The sequence below is a fragment of the Afipia sp. MLSD5-FHT05B12 genome (assembly GCF_058793355.1).
In genome coordinates this window covers 105,766-129,725 of the sequence record NZ_JBXAFS010000002.1, presented here as the reverse complement: position 1 = coordinate 129,725, position 23,960 = coordinate 105,766, and the positions used below count along the sequence as shown (strand labels likewise).

19 protein-coding genes and 1 tRNA gene are annotated in these 23,960 nt (G+C 60.6%); 9 read left to right on the top strand and 11 right to left on the bottom strand.

Going from position 1 to position 23,960, the window contains the following annotated elements; translation table 11 throughout:
* Positions 1–195: 195 nt before the first annotated feature.
* The 3 genes from AC1Q6J_RS02905 to AC1Q6J_RS02895 all read left to right on the top strand — a co-directional run bounded on the left by AC1Q6J_RS02905 (position 196) and on the right by AC1Q6J_RS02895 (position 2,616).
* On the top strand, positions 196–519 hold the full coding sequence (locus AC1Q6J_RS02905) for a 2Fe-2S iron-sulfur cluster-binding protein (protein ID WP_492277830.1): 324 nt from the start codon (positions 196–198) through the stop codon (positions 517–519).
* Positions 516–1,754, top strand: a complete 1,239-nt coding sequence (locus AC1Q6J_RS02900; RefSeq protein ID WP_492277829.1) for an NAD(P)/FAD-dependent oxidoreductase — start codon at positions 516–518, stop codon at positions 1,752–1,754. The genes AC1Q6J_RS02905 and AC1Q6J_RS02900 overlap by 4 nt, the downstream gene beginning before the upstream one ends.
* 64 nt (positions 1,755–1,818) lie before the next feature.
* Positions 1,819–2,616, top strand: coding sequence for an IclR family transcriptional regulator domain-containing protein (locus AC1Q6J_RS02895; RefSeq protein ID WP_492278150.1), 798 nt, complete (start codon positions 1,819–1,821; stop codon positions 2,614–2,616).
* Here AC1Q6J_RS02895 and AC1Q6J_RS02890 read toward each other — a convergent pair.
* Positions 2,613–2,981 carry a 5-carboxymethyl-2-hydroxymuconate Delta-isomerase gene (locus tag AC1Q6J_RS02890; protein WP_492277828.1) on the bottom strand — a complete coding sequence of 123 codons (369 nt, stop codon included), beginning with the start codon at positions 2,979–2,981 and terminating at the stop codon, positions 2,613–2,615. The two genes, AC1Q6J_RS02895 and AC1Q6J_RS02890, sit on opposite strands and share 4 nt — an antisense overlap.
* Before the next feature lie 365 nt (positions 2,982–3,346).
* Here AC1Q6J_RS02890 and AC1Q6J_RS02885 point away from each other — a divergent pair, with 365 nt between their 5' ends.
* The 3 genes from AC1Q6J_RS02885 (at position 3,347) to AC1Q6J_RS02875 (ending at position 9,213) form a co-directional block, all read left to right on the top strand.
* Positions 3,347–5,545 (top strand): TonB-dependent receptor, encoded by a 2,199-nt coding sequence (locus AC1Q6J_RS02885; protein ID WP_492278149.1) that lies wholly within the window; start codon positions 3,347–3,349, stop codon positions 5,543–5,545.
* Between the two features lie 202 nt (positions 5,546–5,747).
* Positions 5,748–8,087: a Tex family protein gene (locus AC1Q6J_RS02880; protein ID WP_492277827.1), complete on the top strand. Its 2,340-nt coding sequence runs from the start codon at positions 5,748–5,750 to the stop codon at positions 8,085–8,087.
* A 223-nt stretch (positions 8,088–8,310) separates the two neighbouring features.
* Positions 8,311–9,213 carry a hypothetical protein gene (locus AC1Q6J_RS02875; RefSeq protein WP_492277826.1) on the top strand — a complete coding sequence of 301 codons (903 nt, stop codon included), beginning with the start codon at positions 8,311–8,313 and terminating at the stop codon, positions 9,211–9,213.
* A gap of 39 nt (positions 9,214–9,252) precedes the next feature.
* Here AC1Q6J_RS02875 and AC1Q6J_RS02870 read toward each other — a convergent pair whose 3' ends face one another.
* Positions 9,253–9,894: an alpha/beta hydrolase family protein gene (locus AC1Q6J_RS02870; RefSeq protein ID WP_492277825.1), complete on the bottom strand. Its 642-nt coding sequence runs from the start codon at positions 9,892–9,894 to the stop codon at positions 9,253–9,255.
* A 404-nt stretch (positions 9,895–10,298) separates the two neighbouring features.
* On the opposite strand from AC1Q6J_RS02870, the gene amaB reads away from it, so the two are divergent.
* A complete protein-coding gene (gene amaB / locus AC1Q6J_RS02865) occupies positions 10,299–11,816 on the top strand; it encodes an L-piperidine-6-carboxylate dehydrogenase (RefSeq protein ID WP_492277824.1) in 1,518 nt (505 codons plus the stop codon).
* Positions 11,817–11,986: 170 nt separating this feature from the next.
* Here the strand turns inward: amaB and AC1Q6J_RS02860 are convergent.
* The 8 genes from AC1Q6J_RS02860 to AC1Q6J_RS02825 all read right to left on the bottom strand — a co-directional run bounded on the left by AC1Q6J_RS02860 (position 11,987) and on the right by AC1Q6J_RS02825 (position 19,779).
* Positions 11,987–12,062 (bottom strand) — tRNA-Lys (locus tag AC1Q6J_RS02860).
* A gap of 178 nt (positions 12,063–12,240) precedes the next feature.
* Positions 12,241–12,834: a Spy/CpxP family protein refolding chaperone gene (locus tag AC1Q6J_RS02855; protein WP_492277823.1), complete on the bottom strand. Its 594-nt coding sequence runs from the start codon at positions 12,832–12,834 to the stop codon at positions 12,241–12,243.
* A gap of 182 nt (positions 12,835–13,016) precedes the next feature.
* A complete protein-coding gene (locus AC1Q6J_RS02850) occupies positions 13,017–14,306 on the bottom strand; it encodes a TRAP transporter large permease (RefSeq protein WP_492277822.1) in 1,290 nt (429 codons plus the stop codon).
* Positions 14,303–14,860 (bottom strand): TRAP transporter small permease, encoded by a 558-nt coding sequence (locus AC1Q6J_RS02845; protein WP_492277821.1) that lies wholly within the window; start codon positions 14,858–14,860, stop codon positions 14,303–14,305. The genes AC1Q6J_RS02850 and AC1Q6J_RS02845 overlap by 4 nt, the downstream gene beginning before the upstream one ends.
* A gap of 70 nt (positions 14,861–14,930) precedes the next feature.
* On the bottom strand, positions 14,931–15,929 hold the full coding sequence (locus AC1Q6J_RS02840) for a TRAP transporter substrate-binding protein (protein ID WP_492277820.1): 999 nt from the start codon (positions 15,927–15,929) through the stop codon (positions 14,931–14,933).
* 193 nt (positions 15,930–16,122) lie between these two features.
* Positions 16,123–17,688: a 2-isopropylmalate synthase gene (locus tag AC1Q6J_RS02835; RefSeq protein ID WP_492277819.1), complete on the bottom strand. Its 1,566-nt coding sequence runs from the start codon at positions 17,686–17,688 to the stop codon at positions 16,123–16,125.
* A gap of 371 nt (positions 17,689–18,059) precedes the next feature.
* The gene (locus AC1Q6J_RS02830; RefSeq protein WP_492277818.1) at positions 18,060–18,701 is read right to left on the bottom strand and encodes a hypothetical protein; all 642 of its coding nucleotides are present in this window, start codon (positions 18,699–18,701) and stop codon (positions 18,060–18,062) included.
* 109 nt (positions 18,702–18,810) lie between these two features.
* Positions 18,811–19,779, bottom strand: coding sequence for a polyphosphate kinase 2 family protein (locus tag AC1Q6J_RS02825; RefSeq protein ID WP_492277817.1), 969 nt, complete (start codon positions 19,777–19,779; stop codon positions 18,811–18,813).
* An 88-nt stretch (positions 19,780–19,867) separates the two neighbouring features.
* Between AC1Q6J_RS02825 and AC1Q6J_RS02820 the strand changes: the two genes are divergently transcribed.
* Positions 19,868–20,653: an ATP-binding cassette domain-containing protein gene (locus AC1Q6J_RS02820; RefSeq protein WP_492277816.1), complete on the top strand. Its 786-nt coding sequence runs from the start codon at positions 19,868–19,870 to the stop codon at positions 20,651–20,653.
* Complete coding sequence (locus AC1Q6J_RS02815; protein ID WP_492277815.1) at positions 20,650–22,212, top strand: glycine betaine ABC transporter substrate-binding protein; 1,563 nt, start codon at positions 20,650–20,652, stop codon at positions 22,210–22,212. The genes AC1Q6J_RS02820 and AC1Q6J_RS02815 overlap by 4 nt, the downstream gene beginning before the upstream one ends.
* On the opposite strand, the gene AC1Q6J_RS02810 is transcribed toward AC1Q6J_RS02815, so the two are convergent.
* On the bottom strand, positions 22,209–23,945 hold the full coding sequence (locus AC1Q6J_RS02810; protein WP_492277814.1) for an LTA synthase family protein: 1,737 nt from the start codon (positions 23,943–23,945) through the stop codon (positions 22,209–22,211). The genes AC1Q6J_RS02815 and AC1Q6J_RS02810 overlap by 4 nt on opposite strands.
* Between the last annotated feature and the right edge of the window lie 15 nt (positions 23,946–23,960).

Genomic DNA, 23,960 nt, shown 5'->3' with positions numbered 1-23,960 from the left:
ATGTGCGATATTTGTTAGACTGTCTCCAAACTGGAAAACGTGCAAGTGCAATTTGCAGGCTGTGAGCGCCTATTTATGCTGCAAATGCGAAGTCAATCAATGGAAGGCCTCGCTTGTTTGGCTTGATTTGTTCGTTTAACGCCCATATGTTCGTTTAATGAACTTTGCATGTAGAGCTCAGCAGCGGACATGGTCATGGCCCGGATCACATTCATTCAGCCCGACGGTTCAGAGAATGTCGTGAGCGTCGATAGCGGGACGAGCGTCATGCTCGCCGCCATCCGCAATGGCGTTTCTGGAATCGATGGCGAGTGCGGCGGCTGCCTCGACTGCGCCACCTGCCATGTCTACATAGATGACAGCCATTCTGGCGTTCTGGCGCCACCGCAGCCGGAAGAACTCGAGCTGCTTGGCTCGGTTACCGCCACCCGCAAACCCACCAGCCGGTTGAGCTGCCAATTGAAACTCCCGCCTTCGATCACGGCCCTGACCGTCCATATTCCGGGGGCGCAATCATGAGCGGCCTCGTTGTCGTGGGTGCATCCTACGCCGGCATCCAGGCCGCACTGTCGGCACGCGACAGCGGCTATGCGGAGCGCATCACGGTCGTCGCCGACGATCATCTGCTGCCCTATCAGCGCCCTCCGCTGTCCAAGGATTTCCTGCTCGACAAGGTCACGCAGGATGGTCTGGTCCTTCGCGACGACGCATTCTTCAAGCTCAAGCAGATCGATCTCATTCTGGAAACGCGCGTGCATGCGATCGACCGGCGGGCGCGGCAACTTTCGATCAACGGCAGCACCGCGCTCGATTTCGGCAAGCTGTTCATCGGCGCAGGCTCTCGCGCGCGGCGGCTGGCCCTTCCCGGCTCGAACCTGGACGGCGTGTGCTATCTGCGCTCGATCCGTGACGCGATCGAGCTGAAGGAACGGCTGCGCAACGCAGCCGAGATCGTTGTCATCGGCGGCGGCTTCATCGGCCTCGAGGTCGCGGCGTCCGCCAGCAAGCTCGGCAAGAAAGTTACCGTTATCGAGAGCGCCTCACGGCTGCTGGAACGCGCGGTGTCGCCGGTCGTCTCGCAATTCCTGCTCGATCTGCACACCCGCCACGGCGTCGATGTGCGGCTCAACGAGAGCGTTGCGGGAATCGAGGAGCACAACGGCCGCGCGGGCTTCGTGACCACGCAAAGCGGCGCACGGCTGCGCGCGGATCTCGTTCTGGTGGGAATCGGCGGCGTGCCGAACGACCAGCTGGCGCGCGATGCGCAGTTGAACTGCACCGACGGGATCGTTGTCGACGAGCACGGCATGACCAGCGACCCGGATATCTATGCAGCGGGCGACTGCGCCAATCACTACAACGCCCATGCGCAAGGCTGGCTTCGTCTGGAATCGGTCCAGAATGCGCAGGATCAGGCCAAGGCCGCCGGACTCGCCATCGCGGGAAAAACCGGACCTTACGACAGCGTGCCGCGCTTCTGGTCCGATCAATACGACGCGAAATTGCAGACCGTGGGACTGTCCCGGAATTTCAACCGGCACGCCATCCGCGGATCGCTGGAAGACGGGCAGTTCTCGGTTTTCTACTATCGCCAGGACAGGCTCTGCGCCGTGGATAGCGTCAACCGCGCCGGCGACCAGATGGCGGCCAGACGGCTGATCGGCAGCGGCATATCACCAACGCCGGAACAGGCGGCTGACCTCTCGTTCGACTTCAAGTCACTTTTGACACCAATCAAAGCGGTGGGTGCATAATTCGGCGAAGTATGGTCTCGTCTGGGCAGATCGACTCATGACCGGAAAGAATGGCCGACCGAGCATGCCCCGCGTGAAGCGCACCGCAGAGGAAGAAGAAGCCAGACGCGAGGGCGGCGAGTTCATCGAAAGTCTCGACCGCGGCCTTCGGGTGCTGCAATCGTTCGGCACCGAACACCGCCCGATGACCCTGAGCGATATCGCCAAGGCATCCAATCTGCCGCGCGCCACCGCCCGAAGAATTCTGCTGACCCTCCAGAAGTCCGGCTTCGTCGCCGGCGACGAGCGACTGTTTTCGCTCACGCCGCGCGTGCTGGCGCTGGCTTCGGCCTATCTGTCGTCCAACCAGATCGTCGCTGTCATGCAGCCGCTGATGGACGACATCTCGACAAAGGCCAAGGAAGTCTGCTCGCTCGCGATTCTGGACGGGCAGGAAGCCGTCTTCGTCGCAAGAGCCAGTCCGGCGCGGGTTTTTTCCGCCGGCATCGACATCGGCTACAGGCTGCCCGCCTATTGCACATCGGTGGGCCGCGTTCTGCTCGGCCGCCTCTCCAATGAAGAGCTAAAATCCGCAATCGATGCCATGACGCTGACAGCCCAGACGCCGGAAACCGTCACGGACAAGTCCACCGTCGTCGCCACCATCATCAGCGACCGAAGCAAGGGTTATTCGCTGGTCGACCGCGAAGCCGAACCCGGCTTCCGCTCGATCTCGGTGCCGATTCATCGTTACGACGGTGCGGTCGTGGCGGCGGCAAACATCGGCGCGCATGTCGACCGCATCACCACCGGCGAAATGATCGACCGCTTCCTCCCGCTGCTCAAGGACATGGCTGTCACGGCCAAACCGCTGCTGGTTTAGCCCTGCCGTGCGGAACGGGACGGAATGTCGAGCAGCCGCTTCTTGTAGGCCTGCGGATCCATGTCGCGAATGTCGATGCTAATGCTGTGGATGCCCGGCAGAAGCTCCGAGAGTTCCTGCCGCAGTACGATGCTGAGACGCTCCTTCTGCTCCGGGGTCCTGCCAGCCAGCAGATACAGCGAGACGTGAAAGAACGAGCGTTCCTCGCCGGCGACCAGATAATCCGTGAACGGCTGCGCACGGATCTTGAGATCATCAGCTTGAACCACGCCGGTCGACGCGGCAGCGCGATGAAGCCCCAGCATCACATCGAGAACTGGCGGCATATCGGACGACGCGGAGTAATGGCAGACGATATGGGGCATGGCTTCCCTCCAGCTAGCTGCCTGAATTCGCATCTGCCTGTGCGCCGGTCAATCGGGCATCAAGAACTGGCAGGCGGATCATCAGTTCGCGCCAGGCCTGAGAATCCGCAGCCTCAAGGAGGCCGATCCAGCATCCCTGCCCAATTTATCGGCTCTCTCAATTGCGCTCCTTGTGTATGATGATTTATAAATATCGTCATACTAGAGCCCCCGGCGTGACGACGTTGCGCGCATCGATGGAATACAGGTCAGCAGTGGGCGTGATCGTGCTTCGAGGGTTGACAGATGGGCCGCGTCAGCCATTCGCCCGGCGCTTCAAGGCCGATGCCGCACAGGCTGGAGCTATCGCCCTTGCCTCCATGCTTATGTTTGCATCCGAAACGGCCGCACAGGACGCTTCCGCCGCGAGCCCGCTCCCCTCGATCGAGGTTGTCGGCAACCGGCGCGGCAACAGTTCTACGACAAGAGTCAACAATACGCCCATTCCTGCCGACGGATCGGCAGACGAACCTGTCTCCTCGGCCAGCGAGGAAAACGTCAGCGGAGAGAAGGTCAACGCGCGGCCGCTCTCACGGCCCGCCGAAGCCCTCGAGATCATCCCCGGCCTGATGATCACGCAGCATAGCGGCGAGGGCAAAGCCAACCAGTATTTTCTGCGCGGCTTCAATCTCGACCATGGGACCGATCTCGCCATTTCCGTCGACGGAATGCCGGTCAACATGCGCACCCACGGCCACGGACAGGGCTATGCCGATCTGAATTTCCTGATCCCGGAATTGATCCAGTCGGTCAACATCAAGAAAGGCCCCTACTTCGCCGACGAAGGTGACTTCTCATCGGTGGGAGCCGTGCAGGTCAATCTCATCGACAGTATCGCGAAGTCGATGACGTCGGCGACCATCGGCAGCTTCGGCTATCGCAGGCTTCTTGGAATCACGTCCGCGAAAGCCGGAGACGGCACGCTGCTCGTTGCCGGTGAAGCCGGCACCTACAACGGCCCGTGGGACAGCCCCGACAAGGTGCGCAAGCTGAACAGCGTTGTCCGCTACACGCAAGGCACGCCCGATAACGGCTTCTCGCTGACCGGCATGGCTTACAGCAACAGCTGGAATTCGACCGATCAAATTCCACTGCGCGCAATCTCGCAAGGAGTGGTCGGCCTCTACGGCGCGCTCGATCCGACCGACGGCGGCAGATCCAATCGTTTCTCGATTTCAGGCCAATTTAGGAAGACCGATGCAGAAGGAACCACAAAGCTCAATTTCTACGTCATCAGGAGCTCGCTCGACCTCTACAACAACTTCACGTACTTCCTTAACGACGCCATGATCCCGCCCGGAGATCCTCTTAATGGCGATCAATTCCACCAGCGCGACAGTCGCGTGATCGGCGGGCTGAACGCATCCCACACCTTCAACCACACGTTCGCCGGTCTGCCCATAAAAGCAGAGGTCGGCATCCAGAACCGCTACGACTCCATCAGGTCCGGCCTCTCGAACACCGTTCAGCGCCAATTCCTGTCCGGCACGAGAGACGACAAGGTGCAGGAAGGCAGCACCGGACTTTTCATACAGAACACCGTTCACTGGACCAGTTGGCTCAGGACCATTGTCGGCTATCGCGGCGATTTCTATGCGGCCAACGTTGACTCACTTCTCACTTCAGCCAATTCCGGCAAGGCGACGTCCTTGATCGGCAGCCCCAAGGCCAGCATCGTGTTCGGACCGTTCGCGAAGACCGAATTTTTCATCAATGCCGGCGAAGGTTTCCACAGCAACGATGCCAGAGGCGTGACCATCAAGGTATCGCCGACCGATCCCGGCGAAGCTGTGTCGTCGTCGCCATTCCTGGTCAAAACACGCGGTGCCGAGGTCGGCGTTCGCACCAAGATCATTCCGGGTCTGGAAAGCTCACTCAGTCTGTTCGTGCTGGATTCCGCATCCGAAATTCTTTTCGTCGGCGATGCCGGCGACACCGAACCAAGCCGTCCCAGCCGGCGCTACGGCATCGAATGGACCAACCATTATCAGCCCACCTCCTGGCTGGCGTTCGATGGCGACATCGCTGTTACCCATGCGCGATTCCGTGGCACCAATCCGGATCAGGCTGCGGCATACGCCGAACTGGCAGGTTATCCCGAGGCCCAGATCGGAAATGCGCCGGGCAACTATATTCCGGGTGCGCCCAACATGGTCGCGTCCGCTGGCATCAGAATCGGCGAGCGAACTGGGTGGTTCGGCGCTCTGCGCTACCGCTATTTCGGCCCAAGGCCGCTCACCGAAGACGCAGCTTTCGTTTCACCCGCGACGGGCCTTCTCAACGGCCAGGTCGGCTACCGTTTTGGGAACGGGTGGCGCGTTCAGCTTGACGCCTATAATCTGACCGACAGCAAGTCCGACCAGATCACCTACGCCTATGGATCGCTGCTGAAGACTGACGCGCTGTTCGCGCAATGCCAGGCAGGCACCGCGCCTCCGGCTGTGTGCGCGAACGGAGTTATGGACCAGGTCCTGCATCCGGTCGAACCCTTCGCCCTTCGCTTGACTGTGGCTGGTCAGTTTTGACAACACGACCACCCGACCGGGACAATCCTCGGCAAAGCAACCGAGCTACGGCGCCACGGCCTGTGCCCGAGATTCAACATAGTTGATCCACAGATTCCTTTTCCCCTGTAATGGGGTTGATGAATCGCCGATCCGTGGTCCATATGCCGTCTCCCTGCGGTCGCGATTCAGACCGAGAGTTTCACGTTAAGAAAGACGCCGCGTGGCCAAGACAATCTCTCAACAAATCGCCGACGAGCTTGGTGTTCGTGAACAGCAGGTCGAGGCCGCTGTTACCCTGCTTGATGGCGGCGCCACCGTTCCGTTTGTCGCGCGATATCGCAAGGAAGCCACCGGCGCGCTTGACGACGCACAGTTGCGCACGCTGGAAGAGCGTTTGAATTATCTGCGCGAACTTGAAGAGCGCCGCGTTACCGTCCTCAATTCGATTCGTGAACAAGGTAAGCTCGACGCGGCGCTGGAAGCGGCGATTCTGGCGGCGGACAGCAAGGGCCGCCTTGAGGACATTTACCTGCCTTTCAAGCCCAAGCGCCGCACCAAGGCGGAAATCGCCAAGGAAGCCGGACTGGAGCCGCTGGCAGAATTGCTGCTCACACAACCAGAGAACGACCCGCATACGGTGGCGCTGTCCTTTGTCGACGCAGACAAACAGGTTGTCGATGCGACCGCGGCACTCGACGGCGCACGTTCGATCCTGGTTGAACGCTTCGCGGAAGATGCCGACCTGATCGGCGGACTGCGCGAACATATGTGGTCAAATGGGCTTCTCGCGTCCAGATTGCGCGACGGCAAAAAGGAATCCGGCGCCAAGTTCAGCGATTATTTCGACTTTAGCGAGCCTCTGCACAAGCTGCCGTCGCATCGCATCCTCGCGATGTTTCGCGGCGAGAAGGAAGAAATTCTCGACCTTCAGATGCTTCCCGAAGCTCCCGCCGCGACACCTGCCGCTGTCAGTTCATACGAATTACGCATCATGCATCGCTTCGCCATTTCCGATAAGGGACGCGCCGGCGACCGGTGGCTGGCTGAAACGGTGCGCTGGGCATGGCGCACCAAGATCCAGATGCATCTCAACATCGATCTGCGGATGCGGCTGTGGACCGCCGCCGAGGAGGAAGCCGTTCGCGTGTTCGCCTCGAACCTGCGCGATCTGCTGCTGGCGGCACCCGCCGGCGCACGTGTCACCATGGGTCTCGATCCCGGATATCGGACCGGCGTCAAGGTCGCCGTGGCCGATGCAACCGGCAAGGTTGTCGCCACGACGGCGATTTTCCCGCACGAACCGCAGCGGCGTTGGGATGAATCCCTCGCGACGCTCGGCAAACTCGCACGCGAGCATCGCGTCGAACTGATCGCCATCGGCAACGGCACCGCATCCCGTGAAACCGACAAACTGGCGACCGAGCTGGTGAAGCTTTTGCCAGAGCTGAAGATGTCGAAAATCGTGGTGTCGGAAGCCGGCGCATCGGTCTATTCGGCATCCGCGTTCGCTTCCGAAGAGCTGCCAGGGCTGGACGTGACATTGCGCGGCGCGGTTTCGATCGCACGGCGGTTGCAGGACCCGCTGGCCGAACTGGTCAAGATCGATCCGAAGTCGATTGGTGTGGGCCAGTATCAGCACGATCTCGGCGAGACCAAGCTGTCCCGTTCGCTTGATGCGGTGGTTGAGGATTGCGTGAATGCGGTTGGCGTCGATGCCAATACGGCCTCTGCACCGCTGCTGGCGCGGGTGTCGGGTATTGGATCAGGACTTGCACAAAGCATCGTCCAGCACCGCGACGCGAACGGCCCCTTCAAATCACGCAAGGCGCTCAAGGACGTGCCGCGACTCGGTCCGAAAGCGTTCGAGCAATGCGCCGGCTTTCTGCGCATCACCAACGGCGAAGACCCCCTCGACGCATCCGGCGTTCACCCTGAAGCCTATCCGGTCGTGCGGCGAATTCTCACTGCCACCAAGAGCGATATCAAGGCGCTGATTGGCAATGCCGAGATTCTGCGGCAGATCAAGCCTCAGACATTCGTCGACGACACGTTCGGCCTGCCAACGGTGACCGACATTCTGCGCGAGCTGGAAAAGCCCGGCCGCGATCCGCGCCCGGCCTTCAAGGCCGCAGTGTTCAAGGACGGCGTCGAGAAGGTCAGCGATCTCAAGCCCGGTATGGTGCTGGAGGGCGCGGTGACGAACGTGGCGGCATTCGGCGCGTTCGTCGACATCGGTGTCCATCAGGATGGACTGGTGCATATCTCGGCAATGTCCCGGACCTTCATCAAGGATCCGCGCGAGGTTGTGAAATCCGGCGATATCGTTCGCGTCAAGGTTCTGGAAGTTGACGTTCCGCGCAAACGCATCGCGTTGACGTTGCGGCTCGACGACGAACTCGGTGCAAAGCCCGATCGCAACTCCAGAAGCGAGCCGCGCACCGATACCCGCCCGCCCGCCAAATCGCCAGCACCACGCAAGGCGCCGCAACCCGCCGCAGCCACCGGCGGCGCGCTGGCGGAAGCGCTGCGCCGGGCGGCTGAGAAAACACAAAAGCGGTAGAACGAAGTCTTGCCGGAAAGACCGCAGGATCACATTTAGCCGCACTTTTTCGGCGCTGGCCTCCAATAAGTCGGCGCTCTTTGCACGCCTAACGCTCCTGGTTCCACTGCCTCACAGTTTTCATGATGCCGCCTTGCTGCGGTCAAAGCGCGGTGCCCCCTTATTGGCGCGGATACTCCGGATAGTCACCGAGCATCGCACCTTTCACAATCACGGAGCGCCAATGCAATTCAAGTTGCAACACGCTGACTCGCCGACCGACGATCCGCATGACATCATCGCCGCTCAGCTTCGCGATCTGGCGCCGCGCCGCTCGCAAGATCTGCCTGAGACTCAAGCGACGCCGAAAGCGCTGCCGGAACCAGCCCCAGCCAGCGAACCGTCGCCCGTCGACACTCCCCTGAATGACAACATCGGCGATATTCGCACTCCAATATCGGGCGCGGGTTTTGGCCGAAGCGTGGTGCGCTTGCTCCTGATCGTGTGCGCGGGCTGCGCCACGGCTGCGGCTTGGTATTATTACGGTGAAGCTGCAAAGCAGAGGTTGTCGCACTTCGTGCCGCCGCTCTTTACAGGCGCATCGGCTCCCGCGCAGGACGCCAAGGCTGCCGGGCAACAGGACACCGCCTCCCCGATTGCGGAATCTCAGCAGGCGACCGTCCCCGCATCAGCGCAAGAGACTGTCGCCTCGGCATCGGTATTGCCAGCGGAAACCGGGACGGCGCCTTCCACGCAGCCGGTGGAAGCCCCGCCGGCGCAGGCTGAACTTTCGCCCGAACTTGCGAAGTCGATTGAAGCCATGGCGAGCGAAATCGCTTCACTCAAGGAAACCGTAGAGCAATTGCAAGCCGGCCAGCGTCAACTGAGCCGCGATATCGCAAAAGTCACAGATCAGGCGGCGCATCGCAAGCCCGTTGCGCAGTCAGCAAAGCCGGCTCCGTCTCCGCGGCCCGCTGCGGTGTCGCGCACCTATGCGCCATCGCCACCACAGGCTTATCCGCAAGGTACGGCTTATCCGCAAAGTGCTGCGCAACGTGAGACGTACATTCCGCCGGCGGCCCCCACCCAGCTTCCGCCGCAGCCCGGCGATACCAGCGTCCCCCGGCCGCCGATGCCGCTGCGGTAACATGATCGACGCATGCGCTACGATCCCGGCTGGCCGCACTCAGGAAACGATCCTGCCGGCCCAGGATGTGACTGCCTCGCCAAGTGTCTTTAAGTGATCTGCCGCAGAGTAGCCGGATACGCTCTTGCGCGGCTTCAAGTCGTGATCGCCATCTTCGAGCCAGAGAATTTCAATCTCCTTCGACAGCGAGTACGATGAAACCTCTTCTCTGGTACCGAACGGATCTCGTGTCCCCTGCACAATGAGCGCCGGCACTTTGAGATCGGCAAGATGCTCGGTGCGCAACTGATCGGGTTTTCCCGGCGGGTGAAACGGATAACCAAGGCAGAGAAGGCCTTCGATTCGCCCGGAAGCGTACAGCTTATCGCCGACCATACTGGCGACGCGGCCGCCCATAGACTTTCCACCGATGATGAGTTTGCCTTTTCCGCCGAGTGTATCGATAGCAGCGATATACTCCGTGGTCAGCAAATTCGCACGAGGTGGCGGCTTTCGTGAACCCGATGTCCGCCGAGCGGCCATATAGTCAAACTCAAAACGCGCGACGCGGAAACCGGAATGAGCCAGCACTTTCACGCTCGCTGTCATCGCCGCAGAATCCATCGCGCCGCCGGCACCGTGCGCAAGAAGAATTGTCATTTTCGCATTTTCAGACCCATCGACCAGAAACTTCGTTGTCATCCGAGCATATCCTGAAGCGGGAAAGTGATTTTATATCCAGTGCGGATCATTAGGGAATGGCCTTTGAAGATGGCAACCTTCAACATCAACAAACGCTTCCAAACCTGCTCAGGCGGCTAAGGTAACGCGAGCCGGACATGTTGCCTTCAGGAACTGACGTGCAGGGCGTCAGCCCTCCCTGAAATGGAGCTTTCAAAAGCGGGCCATTGACCAACCGCATGCGAGCGCTGCCGCATCCGTCAATTTCTGGTAAGCTGCCTGAAGCATCATGCCATGCGACGCGCCATGAACCGTCCTGCGGACAACTCGGGGCGTCCAGCGTAGACGGGTAGTCTTCGAAGTCATTGCGCGACGCATCTTGCCTTGTAAGATTGACGGCCGCACGCTTTGCTCGGAGCTTGGCAATGACTCTCGCGAACGATGTCGATCTGCTTCTTCAGGGTCTGGGCGTTCCGCGCGACCGCTACGCCCGGGGTTCGCGCACGGTGCGCTCGCCGCTGACAGGCGAGACGATTGCCAGCGTGCAGGATGCAGACGCCAGCAGCGCGACGGAAGCGATCACCCGGGCGCAAAATGCGTTTCTCGAATGGAGAGCCGTTCCCGCACCGCAACGCGGCGAACTCGTTCGCGTTCTTGGCGATGAATTGCGTAGCACCAAGAACGCGCTCGGACGCCTGGTCACCATCGAGGCCGGAAAAATCCTGTCAGAGGGACAAGGCGAGGTTCAGGAGATGATCGACATCTGCGACTTCGCGGTCGGTCTCTCCCGCCAGTTCTACGGTCTCACCATCGCGAGCGAGCGGCCCAATCACCGGATGATGGAGCAGTGGCATCCACTTGGCCCTGTGGGAGTCATCACCTCTTTCAACTTCCCTGTTGCGGTCTGGTCGTGGAACGCCGCCCTCGCCCTTGTCTGCGGCAATCCGGTGATCTGGAAGCCATCGGAAAAGACGCCGCTGACGGCGCTCGCCATGCACGCGCTGTTCGAGCGCGCAGCGGCAAAACTCAACGGCATACCGGCCGGCCTCTCGGCGGTGCTGATCGGCGGGCGAAATATCGGCGAGCTACTGGTCGATGACTCGCGCGTTCCGCTGGTCTCGGCAACCGGCTCCACCGCCATGGGGCGAATGGTCGGCCCGCGCCTGGCGCAGCGTTTTGCCCGGAGCATTCTGGAACTGGGCGGCAACAACGCCTCGATCGTGTGCCCATCGGCGGATCTTGACCTCGCCGTTCGCGCCATCGCCTTCGCCGCCATCGGCACCGCCGGCCAGCGGTGTACATCGCTTCGCAGACTGCTCGTTCACCACAGCGTTTATGATGCCTTTGTCGGGAGGCTGAAGCAGGTCTACGCGTCGGTCCGGATCGGCAATCCTCTCGCGAAGGATGATGTACTCGTTGGCCCCCTGATCGACGAAACTGCCTTTTTGAAAATGCAGGAGGCGCTGGCGGAAGCGCGAACATTCGGCGCAGCGATTTTCGGCGGCGAACGCGTCGATGCAGAACAGTATCCGGCGGCATACTATGTCACACCCGCCCTCGCCGAAATGCCGGCGCAGACCGGGCCGGTGCTGCGCGAAACATTCGCGCCGATTCTCTACATCATGAAATATTCGGAATTCGACCAAGCGGTGGCGCTGCACAACGACGTGCCGCAAGGGCTTTCATCCTCGATCTTCTCAACCAACATGCATGAAACTGAAAAATTTCTCTCGGTCAGGGGCTCCGACTGCGGCATTGCCAATGTCAACATCGGCCCATCCGGCGCTGAGATCGGCGGTGCATTCGGCGGCGAGAAGGAAACCGGCGGCGGCCGCGAGGCCGGGTCGGATTCATGGAAGGCCTATATGCGCCGGGTCACCAGCACCATCAATTTCGGCCACGACCTTCCGCTCGCCCAGGGCGTGAGATTCGATATCGGCTGACCTCGTGACACCATTACTGCCGACAAGAGCATCCGCTTTGACGATATGCCCCCAACCACCAACTTGCGGGGACAGCACCGCATAAGGCTTTTGGCTAAATCGAACGGAAACGATCTGCAAAAATGCGGCTCGTTCCGGCAAATCGAAAACAGCTAGCTGCCTGATTTGAATGGTGGGCGCACCAGGGCTCGAACCTGGGACCCGCTGATTAAGAGTCAGCTGCTCTACCAACTGAGCTATGCGCCCGGATCCAATCCGGATGTCCGTTGAGGACGGCGTCGTTTAGCAAAGCGAAACGGCCATGTCCAGCAAGGTTGCAGGGTTTTCCCGGCCTTGAGCAACAGGAAATCGGGGTGGTTCCGGACACGAAAAACCGCCGGGAATCCGGCGGTTTTGTCGTCGCGAGAGGCTTTCAGCCAGTCTGTCAGAGGCGTTCGGAGCCCCCGGCGCCGCGGTCACGATCAGGACCGCGATCCCGGTCGAATCGGTCGCCGTCCAACCCGCGCTGGAAGCCCCGTCCGCGCCAGCCATGGTGCCCGCCCATGCGGGTCAGCATCGTCAGCCGGCGCTTCTGGGCATCATCAAGGCTCTTGTATAGCGGGTCCGCTGCATCGGCGATCTTCTTCAAGCCAGCAGCGGTCTCGGCCATCCTGTCGGCCCGGTCACGCAGACGGGCCATCGGATCGCGGGTCTGATCGGCAGTTGCCGGCTTGCCGTCCTGAGCGCCCTTCTGGTCCCGCTCGGCGCGGCGGGCATCACGTTCGCTGGCGCGCGCATTGGCCATCGCAATGCGCTGCTTGGCGAAATCGCGCACCGCCGCCTCGACCGGCGGCCACATCTTTTCCTGATCCGGCGTCAGTTGCAGACCGGCCTTCACCGCCGCGATCTTCGCGTCAACGAAGGCGGCGCGGTCTTCCGTACTCATGCGGTGGTGGTGATGATAGCGGTGCTGCGCGTAGACGGCGGTCGAGCCGACGATCGCGACCGCAGCGACGCCGGCGAGAATGACTTTCTTCATGGGATATCTCCGGAGTGAACTCTCGCGAAGATGACAGCGACCGGCCGGCTTTCAACTTACCGATTGGACAGAATGGCCTGTCTTACGAAGATGTAACATTGCTGAACGGATGTTTATCTTCACAACGAAATCCCGCGCGAAACGGTTCTGGTTTCGCGCGGGATCGGCTTTGGCGAGACGCCCTAACGCGCGGCGCCAAAAATCGCGTTAGGCAATGCCAGCGAGATTTCCGGCACATAGGTCACGATAATCAGGAAGCCGAGCAGAAGCATCAGCCATCGCCAGGAGGCTGCCACAACCTGCAGGAGACTCATGCCGGTGATACCGGATGCCACAAACAGGTTGAGCCCCACAGGCGGGGTCACCATGCCGATTTCCATGTTGACCACGAAGATAATGCCTAGATGAACCGGATCGATGCCGAGCTTGACGGCCGTCGGAAAGACAATCGGCGCAACAATCAGGATGATTGCCGACGGCTCCATGAAGTTGCCGGCGATCAGCAGGATGATGTTGACGATGATCAGGAACTGCCATGGCTTCAGATCCGCATCGATGATCGCGCGCGCGATGTCCTGCGGGATCTGCGCCGTCGTCAGGACGTGACCAAACAGGAACGCGTTGGCGATGATGAACATCAGCATCACGGTGACACGCGACGAGTCCGTCAACACCTTGGGCACGTCGATCATCTTGAGATCGCCGTAAATGAAGACGGCGCAAATGAAGCCATAAACCGCGGCGACCGCGGCCGCTTCAGTCGGTGTAAAGATGCCGCCATAGATGCCGCCCATCACGATGACGATGAGCAGAAGTCCCCAGATTGCATCCCGGAAAGACAGCAGCCGTTCACTCCAGCCCGCCTTGGGCTGCCGCGGCAGGTTTTTGATCCGGGCGATAATGTAGATCGCCACCATTAAAAGCGCGCCGAGCAGGATGCCGGGCAGAACACCCGCCATGAACAGACGGCCAACGGACGTTTCCGTCGTCGCCGCGTAAACCACCATCACGATCGATGGCGGGATCAAAATGCCAAGCGTACCGGCATTGACGATCACACCCGTCGCAAACGATTGCGTGTATCCAACCTTGACCATGCCGGCGATGACGATCGATCCGATCGCCACAACGGTTGCGGGAGACGATCCGGACACTGCCGCAAAGAACATGCAGGCCATGACCGAAGCGATCGCGAGGCCACCCGGCAAATGGCCGACGGTTGCTACGGCGAAATTGATCATGCGCTTTGCAACGCCGCCGGTAGTGAGGAAATTTCCCGCGAGAATAAAAAACGGAATCGCGAGCAGTGTCGTCTGCTCCATCGTCTGGAAGAATTTAAGAACCAGCGAAGCGATGCTGTCCGGCTCGAACAGCAGGATCACGGCAATCGACGAAAGGCCGAGCGCGATCGCGATCGGCATGCCCAGAAACAGGAGTGTGAAGAGAAGAAAAAACAGGACCGTTGTTGTCATCGGGACACCACCGTTCCGTCCGGATTTTCATCCCCCGCAATATCGCGGATGGCATCATGCGCCTCATCTGCAAGCTCATAGCCAGGCGATATCCCGGTGGCGATCCGCCATGTCATTTCCAGCAAACGGTACAGAAGCAGCGCGAAGCCAATCGGCAGGCACAGGCTGAGAATCCAGCGCTCGACGGGAATGTCCTCGGCCTCGACTCCCATGATCTGAAGGCGGTGCAGATAAACCCATGCACCGTAGAGCATCAGGCAGGTGTAGAGGATGCAAAGGAACACAACGAGCAACCCGACAGCGCGCTGCAAGCCTGGCGGAAAGAGACGGACGACTGCATCAACGCCAATGTGTGCCTTGACGCGGACGCCGTAGGAGATGCCGATCAGCACCAGCCATCCGAACAGATAGAAATTGACCTCAAGCGCCCACAGCCAGCCAGCATTGAAGCCGTAGCGCATCACCACCTGGCTGAATGTCAGGATGGTCATCGCGCATAGAAGCGCGGCAAGAAAGCTCTCTTCGAGCCGGTGCAGTACCGATCGAAACGACACAGTGCCCCTCCCCAGGAACATACCAAAATCGGCGGCCGCGGATGACCGCAGCCGCCGTATCACCAGATCATCAGCTCTTGCCCGCGCCGTTGGACTTCTGGGCAGCCTTGATCAGGTCCTTGCCAATCCCGCCTTCGAACTTCGCCCAGACCGGCTCCATTGCCTTTTTCCACTCGCCGCGCTGTGCTGGCGTCAGCGTATGGATTTTCGCTGTACCGGACTCTGCGATCTTCTTGCGGGCGTCCTGATTCAACTGGTCAGCGACGTCGTTGTTGACCTTGGTCGCAGCCTTCATGGCTGTCTTGAGGCCCGCCTGAATGTCCTTCGGAAGACCATTCCACCAGCTCGCATTGGTCACCACCATGTAGTCGATCACGCCATGGTTGGTTTCAGTGAAGTCCTTCTGGACTTCCTGATATTTCTGCGAGAAGCAGTTCGACCAGGTGTTTTCCTGGCCGTCGACGGTGCCAAGCTGCAACGCCTGATAGACTTCAGCGAATGCGAGCTTCTGAGGGTTGGCACCGAGCTGCTGGAACTGCGCTGCCAGCACGTCGGACGGCTGCACGCGGAACTTCAAGCCCTTGGCGTCAGCCGGAACCAGCAGCGGCTTGTTCGCCGACATCTGCTTCATGCCATTGTGCCAGTAGTCCAGACCGATGAATCCTTTCGAAGCCATCGAGGTCAGAAGCTTTTGACCCTCGGGCCCCTGCTGGAAGCGGTCGATCGCGCCCACATCGTCGAACAGGAACGGCAGATCGAACAGCTGAAGCTGTTTGGTAAATTTGTCGAATTTCGACAGCGACGGCGCAATCATCTGGACGTCGCCGAGCGCCAGGGCTTCCATTTCCTTGGCATCGCCGTAGAGCTGCGAGCTTGGATAGACCTCGACCTTGACCTTGCCGGGGAGAAGCTTTTCGGCCTCTTCCTTGAATTTCAGTGCCGCCTGCCCCTTCGGGGTCTTTTCGGCAACCACATGGCTGAACTTGATGACGATCGGCGACTGCGCCGATGCCGGTCCGACAAGGACCAAAGCCGCGACTGAGGCCGCAGCCAGAATGAGTTTTTTCATGCTTCCTCCGATGATGATTGAGAACCACTGGTGTCACCGCAGTTCTGAACCCTTGACGACCCGATCATTTCAGACGGGGCCGGTCAAGACTATTGCTCGTTAGAAGGGCGCAACACCTCGTTGCTGCAACGCAAAAGGCGGCGCATTGTTAAGATGCACCGCCTTCTCAGGATACCTGCGCAGGATCGAACGATCAGTGGCCGGCAGCGGCCACCGCGGGCATGTCACGCTGCTTCTTCATGACGATCTTGTTCAAAGCACTGAGATACGCCTTCGCCGAAGCCACCAGGGTGTCAGGATCCGCAGCGCGCGCCGTGACGGAACGTCCATCCTGCGACAGCCGCACCGAAACCTCAGCCTGCGCATCGGTGCCGGCGGTTACAGCATGAACCTGATAAAGTTCCAGCTTCGCTTCATTCGGCACCAGCGACTTGATGCAGTTGAACGTCGCGTCCACCGGACCGTTGCCCTCGGCTTCCTCGATTTTGATTTGACCTTCGATGTCAAGCTTCATGGTCGCGCGCTGCGGCCCATGCGTGCCGGCGATCACTGTCAACGACACGAGATGAATCCGATCGTGCGATTCTGCGATCTCCTGATCGACCAGCGCCTCGATGTCTTCGTCGTAGATATCCTTCTTGCGGTCTGCCAACGCCTTGAAGCGCACAAAGGCATCTTCCAACTGGTTGCTGGCGAGCTTGTAGCCCATGTCTTCCAGCTTGTGGATGAAAGCATGGCGGCCGGAATGCTTGCCCATTACCAGCGAGGTCTGCTTCACGCCGACCGTCTCCGGCAGCATGATCTCGTAGGTCTGCGCGTTCTTGAGCATGCCGTCCTGATGGATGCCACTTTCATGCGCGAAGGCATTACGCCCGACGATGGCCTTGTTGTATTGCACCGGGAACGACGTCGCCGCGGCCACCGACTTCGATGCTCGCGTCAGCATCGTGGTGTCGATATTGTTCCAGTACGGCAACTTGTCGTTACGCACGCGCATCGCCATCACGACTTCCTCGAGCGCGGCATTGCCCGCGCGCTCGCCGATACCGTTGATGGTGCATTCGATCTGCCGCGCACCCGCACGCACACCAGCCAGCGAATTCGCAACCGCCATGCCGAGGTCATTGTGGCAATGGACCGAGAACACTGCCTTGTCGGAATTCGGCACCGTCTCGCGCACGCGCTTGAACAGATCGTAGTATTCCTCCGGCACGCTATAACCGACGGTGTCCGGAATGTTGATGGTGGTCGCACCGGCCTTGATCGCCGATTCGACGCAGCGGCACAGGAAGTCGAATTCCGTGCGAGTGCCGTCTTCCGACGACCACTCGACGTCATCAGTGTGATTGCGCGCCCGGGTGACCTGCGAGATCACCAGTTCATGCACATCCTCCGGCTCCATCTGCAGCTTGTACTTCATATGCACCGGCGAGGTGGACAGGAAGGTGTGGATGCGGCCACGGCGTGCCGGGCGGATCGCTTCGGCGCAGCGGTCGATATCCTTGTGGGCAGCGCGGGACAGGCCGCAGACCACCGCATTCTTCGTGCGCCTGGCGATTTCGCGGACAGCTTCAAAATCACCATCAGAGGCGATCGGAAAACCGGCCTCGATAATGTCAACGCCCATGGAGTCGAGCAAATCCGCGACTTCGAGCTTTTCCTCGAACGTCATGGTAGCGCCCGGGCATTGCTCGCCGTCGCGCAGGGTGGTGTCGAAGATAACGACGCGGTCCTTGTCGGACTTGTTCGTGGTGGTCATCGGGAAAATCCTTTGGTCAGATGCGCCACATCAGGGCGCTCGGGTTTCGGTGCTGTCGTCGAACCCCTGAGTGCCCAGGCGCAAATGCCCAGACGGCCCTCAGGGGCAGATAAGAAGCAGAAGCCCGCCAAGAAGGGACGAAATCGGCGCAGCAGGAATCGCGTCGAGGCCGGCGGCGAATGCCACCGTTCCCTGCTGTCCCTGAATACCGCCGCGAATCATCGATTCAATCCCCGAAAAACGCATAATCGGCCCAAACCATTGAAGGATGGTTGCCGAAGCGCTCCGTGAGCCGTTCTAGACGAGAAAGGCGCGGCCCCGCAACGCCAAAAATTGGTCAGGAAGGTTGTCCTATCGGCTCGCCGGATTCGTCACGCTCCGCCAGCGGATGCAGGCCGGGCCCGCGAGAGGCCACTAGGTGGACGTCTCATGCCGGAATCCGAGCCCAGCACGGCATGCTTCAGATTTTTCACGGTATCCGTGATTTTCGCTAACCCGCACGACAAGGCACCATCTTTGCAGACGTCCTTCTTGCGAACCCGCGTCGGCGGAGCGGCAACAGGCTGCGTCTCCACGGTCCTGGTCCGCGCCGGTTTCTGATCAATGACCGGCTTCATCTGGTTGGTGATCGCCGCGAGTGCCTGGCCGGCATCCACGACTTCGGCCGGTATTTCCGGGTTCGTTTCGAGATAGGCCAGATAGTCCTGATCCATCCGCTTCAGTTCTTGCGGCGTCGGATTAGGGCCTGCGATGTCGAAGTGGCGATTTTGCATGAAATCAAAATACGTGTAGCCACCGCCAGCTTTGCGGCGGCCCGCGAATTTTGAATCGCACTCCGAGATGATCTTTGCCTGGGCGTCCTTCGACAAACCGGGTTGTCCCGCGCTTTGGGAACATTCCTCGAAGTCCTTCGGCGCGTAAGGTTTCCACCACTCGGCATGCGCCATCGGACTCAATGCGGCGCCAAGGCCGATCAAGAGCAGCAAAAAAACAAGCGCACGCAGGTTAGCCACAGAAAGAATCCTCGCCCGCCTGCATAATATTTTCTGCAGTCCCCCTCTGCAACCCGCGATGTGGCCACTGTGAATTACGGGGGCAGACCGAGATCGGGTCGCATTCCAATCACACAGTTCCCTTTCTGGCTCCTGCAACCTTTGCCCTCGGCGCGCGGGCGGCACTCCGCCCTTCTCCTTCGAGAGCGGCCTTCACCTTTTTCAGTTCCCCGGCATCGCTCTTGTCCACCTCGGGGAATTTCAGATTCAGCTTTTCCATCGCGCTCACGATGGCTGAACTGATTACAACGCGGGCAAACCATTTGTGGTCCGCAGGCACCACTATCCACGGCGCATGCTTTTCCGACGTGTGATGGATCAGATCCTGATAGGCCGCCTGATACTTGTCCCACAGCTTGCGCTCGGCAACATCACCGAGCGAGAACTTCCAGTTCTTCGCCGGCTGATCGAGCCGATCGAGAAAGCGCTGACGCTGTTCTTCCTTCGAGACATTGAGAAAGAATTTCAGGATTAGCGTGCCGTTGCGCGCAAGGTACTTCTCGTACCCCGCAATGTCCCCGAAGCGTTCGCGCCAGATGTTCTTCGTCACCAGCTCGGGCGGAATCCGCTGCTTCGCCAATATCTCCGGATGCACGCGAACTACCAGCAACTCCTCGTAATAGGAGCGATTGAAGATCCCGATACGCCCGCGCTCGGGCGCGCACTTCGATGTGCGCCACATAAAGTCGTGGTCGAGCTCCTTCGTGGACGGCTGCTTGAACGAATAGACCTGACAACCTTGCGGATTGATGCCCGACATCACGTTTTCGATGGCGCTGTCCTTGCCTGCGGCGTCCATACCCTGAAAGATCAGCAGCACCGACCAGCGATCCTGCGCATAAAGCTTTTCCTGCAACTCGCGCAGTCTTCCGCGATTGGCATCGACGAGTTCACGCGCCCCGTCCTTGTCGAGGCCACCCTTCTCGCCGGGCTTATATGACTTGAGATGAAACTCCCGCGAACCGTCGACCCGGAACGGGTCCACGTAGGACTTCAACTGCTTCGCGCTCGATTGCGAGGACTTGCCGTTCCTGGCCATGACAAGACGTTCTCCGATTGGTGGCGACGACGCTACATGGCGGCGCATGGCCCGTCGACACCCTATCACCGATGGTCCATCATGCGGCATGATCAAAGCCGCGCCTTCCATCGCCTACGAGAATGTCGGCAAGAGTTTCGAGCGGGGCCGTATCAAGGCCGTCGACGACGTCTCGCTCGATGTGGCGGCCGGAGAGTTTCTGGCTGTGGTCGGCGGCTCGGGCTCCGGGAAAACCACGCTGCTGCGATTGGCCAACCGTCTGATCGCTCCCGACAGCGGCACCGTTCGCATACACGGCGATGATGTGCGCGGACTCGATCCCATCGCGCTGCGCCGGAGCATCGGTTATGTATTCCAGAGCAACGGATTGTTTCCGCACATGACGGTCGCGGGAAACATCGGCATCACGCCGAGGCTGCTGGGCACCCCGGCGCAGAATATTTCCACTCGTGTTGACGAATTGATCGATCTGGTGCGACTGGACCGCGCGCATCGAGACAGGTTTCCGCACGAACTTTCCGGCGGCCAGCGCCAGCGCGTCGGGGTGGCGCGAGCCTTGGCGGCACACCCCAAAATCGTGCTGATGGATGAACCGTTCGGGGCGCTCGATCCCCTCACCCGCGATGCGCTGGGCGAAGACTATCGCGCGCTTCATCGCAACCTCGGTCTGACCACGGTGATGATCACCCACGACATGGCGGAAGCGCTGCTGCTGGCCGATCGTGTCGCGGTCATGCGCGCCGGGCGTCTGATCGCGCAAGGCACTGCGCAGGAGCTATCAAACAGCAACGACGGTTATGTCGGTGAACTGCTCAACGCCCCCCGCCGTCAGGCGGAGCGGTTGCAGGAGTTGCTGCCGAGAGACAGCGCATGAACTTCGCGTCCGATCCTCGCTGGAGCGACGCGCTGGCGCGCCTGCCCGACTATCTCGGCAGTCATGTCCGCGTCAGTCTGACCGCACTGGCGCTCGGCCTCGTGATCAGTTTCCCGCTGGCGCTGATCGTCCGGCGGCGTCCGTTGCCGCGCGATATCGCGCTCGGCGTCGCCAGCATCGTGCAGACCGTCCCGGGCCTCGCCCTGCTCGCGCTGTTCTATCCGCTGCTGCTGGCGCTGGCTGGACTGTCACTGCAATGGTTCGGCCATGGCTTTTCGGCCTTCGGTTTCCTGCCCTCGGTTCTGGCGCTGGCGCTCTACAGCATGTTGCCGGTGCTGCGGAACACCATCACCGGATTGCAGGGGATTGATCCTGCGATCATGGAGGCCGCGGAAGGGGTCGGCATGACGCCGCGGCAATCGCTCACGATGATAGAACTGCCACTGGCGCTGCCGGTGATCATGGCCGGCATCAGGACCGCCGCTGTCTGGGTGATCGGCACGGCGACGCTGTCGACACCGATCGGCCAGACAAGCCTCGGCAACTACATCTTCGCGGGATTGCAGACGCAGAACTGGGTATTCGTGCTGTTTGGCTGTGCCGCGGCGGCCTTGCTGGCACTCGCGGTCGATCAGTTGCTGGCGCTGATTGAAAGCGGCGTGAAGCTGCACAGCCGCATCCGCATTGTCCTCGGCTGCCTCGGCCTTGCCGCGCTGATCGCCGCCACGCTGATGCCTTCAATGGTCCGCGCGAAGACAATTTACATCGTCGGCGCCAAGACTTTCACGGAACAGTACATCCTGTCGTCGCTGATCGCCCAGCGCTTGCAGGCAGCGGGTCTGGCCGCCAGCCCGCGCGAGGGTCTCGGCTCCAATGTGGTCTTCGAGGCACTCGCCGCCGGCGACATTGACGTCTATGTCGATTATTCCGGCACGCTGTGGGCCAACCAGCTCAAGCATGCTGACATCAAGCCGCGCAAGGAATTGCTGGGCGACCTGACGGCAACGCTCAACGACAGATACGGGATCTCCCTGCTCGGCGAACTCGGCTTCGAGAACGCCTATGCGCTGGTGATGGCGCGGAGGCGCGCCGAGGAACTCGGCATCCGCACCATTGCCGATCTTGCGCCGCGCGCATCCTCGCTCTCGATCGCCGGCGATTATGAATTCTTCTCCCGGCCGGAATGGGCGGCGCTGCGCCGGAGCTACAATCTCTCGTTTCGCCAGCAGCGGCAGATGCAGCCCGACTTCATGTATGCCGCGGTGGCATCCGGCGAAGTCGATGTGATTGCGGGTTACACCAGCGACGGACTGATCGCAAAGTACGATCTTGTCGTGCTGGGCGATCCGAAAGCTGCGATCCCGCCCTACGACGCCGTCATGCTGATTGCACCGAATCGCGCCAGTGACGCGAAGCTGCGCGAGGCCTTGCAACCCTTGCTTGGCAAGATCGATATCGCCACAATGCGCGAGGCCAACCTGCGCGCCAGCGGCGGCGACGGCACGAGTTCGCCGGATGCGGTGGCGCGATGGTTGTGGGAGAAGATCGCAAAGCGCTAGAGGTTCTTCACGAACCCCGCATCCATCAGCAGGCGGTTGAACCGCTTCGCTTCCGCGCCATCCTTGCATGAATAGAACAGCCCGCGGCAGCGGAGCATGATCTTCTTCTGCTCGATGAACGACGGATCGAGCGGGATGCCCGCAGCATCCTGAATCGCGAGCGGCAGATAGGCCGCATCCAGCGTCTCCAGAGCCGATGACATGTCCGGCCTGTAGTTGAGCGCATCGATCGCATAGTAGGTTTTGTAGTAGCGCGGATCGTGCGTCATGATGCGGTCGGCCAGCAGCGGCTGCGGCAGCTTCGGCTCCAGCAGCTTCTGCGAGATCGCCGGCTGATGGTCGCCGAACCGCACCAGCAGGAACGGCTCATCCGGGTGCTCGCTCTTCAGCCGCGCCACGAAGCCCGCATAGTCCTTGGCCGTCATCGCCTGACGCCGGATGTACTCGTCGACTTCCGCGGTGTTGCCCGGCGCTTTCCATCCGGCCGGCGTGAGATCGGAACGATACGTCGACGTCCATGGAAAATGATTGGCCGTGAGATAAACGAAGACGAACATCGGCTGCTCGGCCTTGCGCTCGCGCGCGATCAGCCGCAGCGCCTGATCGAAATAGAATTTGTCGGGCTGCATGTCTTCGCTGACGCCCATGTCGGCCATGTCGATGAACTGGCCGACACCGGCGGAGGTCTGGAAGCTGCGCGCGCTGAGAAAATTACCGTAAGTCGGATACAGCGAGAACGTCCGGTAGCCGCAGCGCTGCAACGCCTGCGGCAGCCCGCGCGAAATCTTTCCAGCCGTGATCCGCGTCACATAGAACTTGAGCTTGCCGAATGACCGCGCCGACAGGCCTGTCAGCACGTTGAATTCGGTGTACCAGGTCGGCCCGCCGCTGGATTCCGTGACGAACGAACGCCTCTGCCCGTCCGAGGATTTGAAATAGTTCCGGTAGTCTTCCGGAACCTTGATGCCCGGGGCCGCCGTGATGTCGAAGCTGGACTCGTCGAGCACCATGATGATGTTCGGACGCTTCCCGCGCGGCGCGCAGGTGGTGAGCGGCGTGGCCTGTGCGGACCCAACAAGGCTTTTCGAGTCCGATTCGATCCAGCCCGTCGCCGATGTCAGATGCGAAACCGAAACAACGCCGGACCGCGCGAGATTGGAAATGTGATTGACGCCCTGGAACGGCTCCCATGGCTGTTCAGGATTGGCCACCGACAGGCCGACGATGCCAAGCATGCAGACCGCCGCACCGGCGGCGGCGGTCGCGCGGCGAACCCGGAACGGGTCCGCGCGCCAAACCAGCCACGTCACTGGTACGGCGATCGCCGCAAGTACGATGGACTGCGTCTTGAGCTGCGGGAAAATCGAATGCAGGAACGAAACCGTGTCCCGATCGATGATCAGAAAATCCAGAAACGTCAGCGTGAGCTGCGTGATCCCGTACTTGAATTGCGATAGCACGATCAGGGCTGCAACCAGCGCCAGCGACAACGCCGCGGCAACACCGGGACGGCGGAACGCGACAAGCCAGAGGAAATTCAGCAGCCCCCATGTCAGCAGCGCCAGCGTCATCGCGAACGGGCCGTATTCGACCGACGCCAGAATGTAGACAGCGGTGAGGTGCATCGCGGCAATCAGCGCGACGCGCAGGCGCCAGAGCCAATCAGACGCACCGAGCCGCTTCAATAGGAACCGGTGTCTGCCGCGCTGTATCGATGTCGTGACGTTTGACATGGAGCGGGTCCGTTG

Excerpts from the sequence above, each read along its gene's own strand:
- AC1Q6J_RS02905 (WP_492277830.1), top strand. The coding sequence starts at position 196 with ATGGCCCGGATCACATTCATTCAGCCCGACGGTTCAGAGAATGTCGTG.
- AC1Q6J_RS02900 (WP_492277829.1), top strand. The coding sequence starts at position 516 with ATGAGCGGCCTCGTTGTCGTGGGTGCATCCTACGCCGGCATCCAGGCC.
- AC1Q6J_RS02895 (WP_492278150.1), top strand. The coding sequence starts at position 1,819 with ATGCCCCGCGTGAAGCGCACCGCAGAGGAAGAAGAAGCCAGACGCGAG.
- AC1Q6J_RS02890 (WP_492277828.1), bottom strand. The coding sequence starts at position 2,981 with ATGCCCCATATCGTCTGCCATTACTCCGCGTCGTCCGATATGCCGCCA.
- AC1Q6J_RS02885 (WP_492278149.1), top strand. The coding sequence starts at position 3,347 with ATGTTTGCATCCGAAACGGCCGCACAGGACGCTTCCGCCGCGAGCCCG.
- AC1Q6J_RS02875 (WP_492277826.1), top strand. The coding sequence starts at position 8,311 with ATGCAATTCAAGTTGCAACACGCTGACTCGCCGACCGACGATCCGCAT.
- AC1Q6J_RS02870 (WP_492277825.1), bottom strand. The coding sequence starts at position 9,894 with ATGACAACGAAGTTTCTGGTCGATGGGTCTGAAAATGCGAAAATGACA.
- amaB (WP_492277824.1), top strand. The coding sequence starts at position 10,299 with ATGACTCTCGCGAACGATGTCGATCTGCTTCTTCAGGGTCTGGGCGTT.
- AC1Q6J_RS02855 (WP_492277823.1), bottom strand. The coding sequence starts at position 12,834 with ATGAAGAAAGTCATTCTCGCCGGCGTCGCTGCGGTCGCGATCGTCGGC.
- AC1Q6J_RS02850 (WP_492277822.1), bottom strand. The coding sequence starts at position 14,306 with ATGACAACAACGGTCCTGTTTTTTCTTCTCTTCACACTCCTGTTTCTG.
- AC1Q6J_RS02840 (WP_492277820.1), bottom strand. The coding sequence starts at position 15,929 with ATGAAAAAACTCATTCTGGCTGCGGCCTCAGTCGCGGCTTTGGTCCTT.
- AC1Q6J_RS02835 (WP_492277819.1), bottom strand. The coding sequence starts at position 17,688 with ATGACCACCACGAACAAGTCCGACAAGGACCGCGTCGTTATCTTCGAC.
- AC1Q6J_RS02825 (WP_492277817.1), bottom strand. The coding sequence starts at position 19,779 with ATGGCCAGGAACGGCAAGTCCTCGCAATCGAGCGCGAAGCAGTTGAAG.
- AC1Q6J_RS02820 (WP_492277816.1), top strand. The coding sequence starts at position 19,868 with ATGATCAAAGCCGCGCCTTCCATCGCCTACGAGAATGTCGGCAAGAGT.
- AC1Q6J_RS02815 (WP_492277815.1), top strand. The coding sequence starts at position 20,650 with ATGAACTTCGCGTCCGATCCTCGCTGGAGCGACGCGCTGGCGCGCCTG.
- AC1Q6J_RS02810 (WP_492277814.1), bottom strand. The coding sequence starts at position 23,945 with ATGTCAAACGTCACGACATCGATACAGCGCGGCAGACACCGGTTCCTA.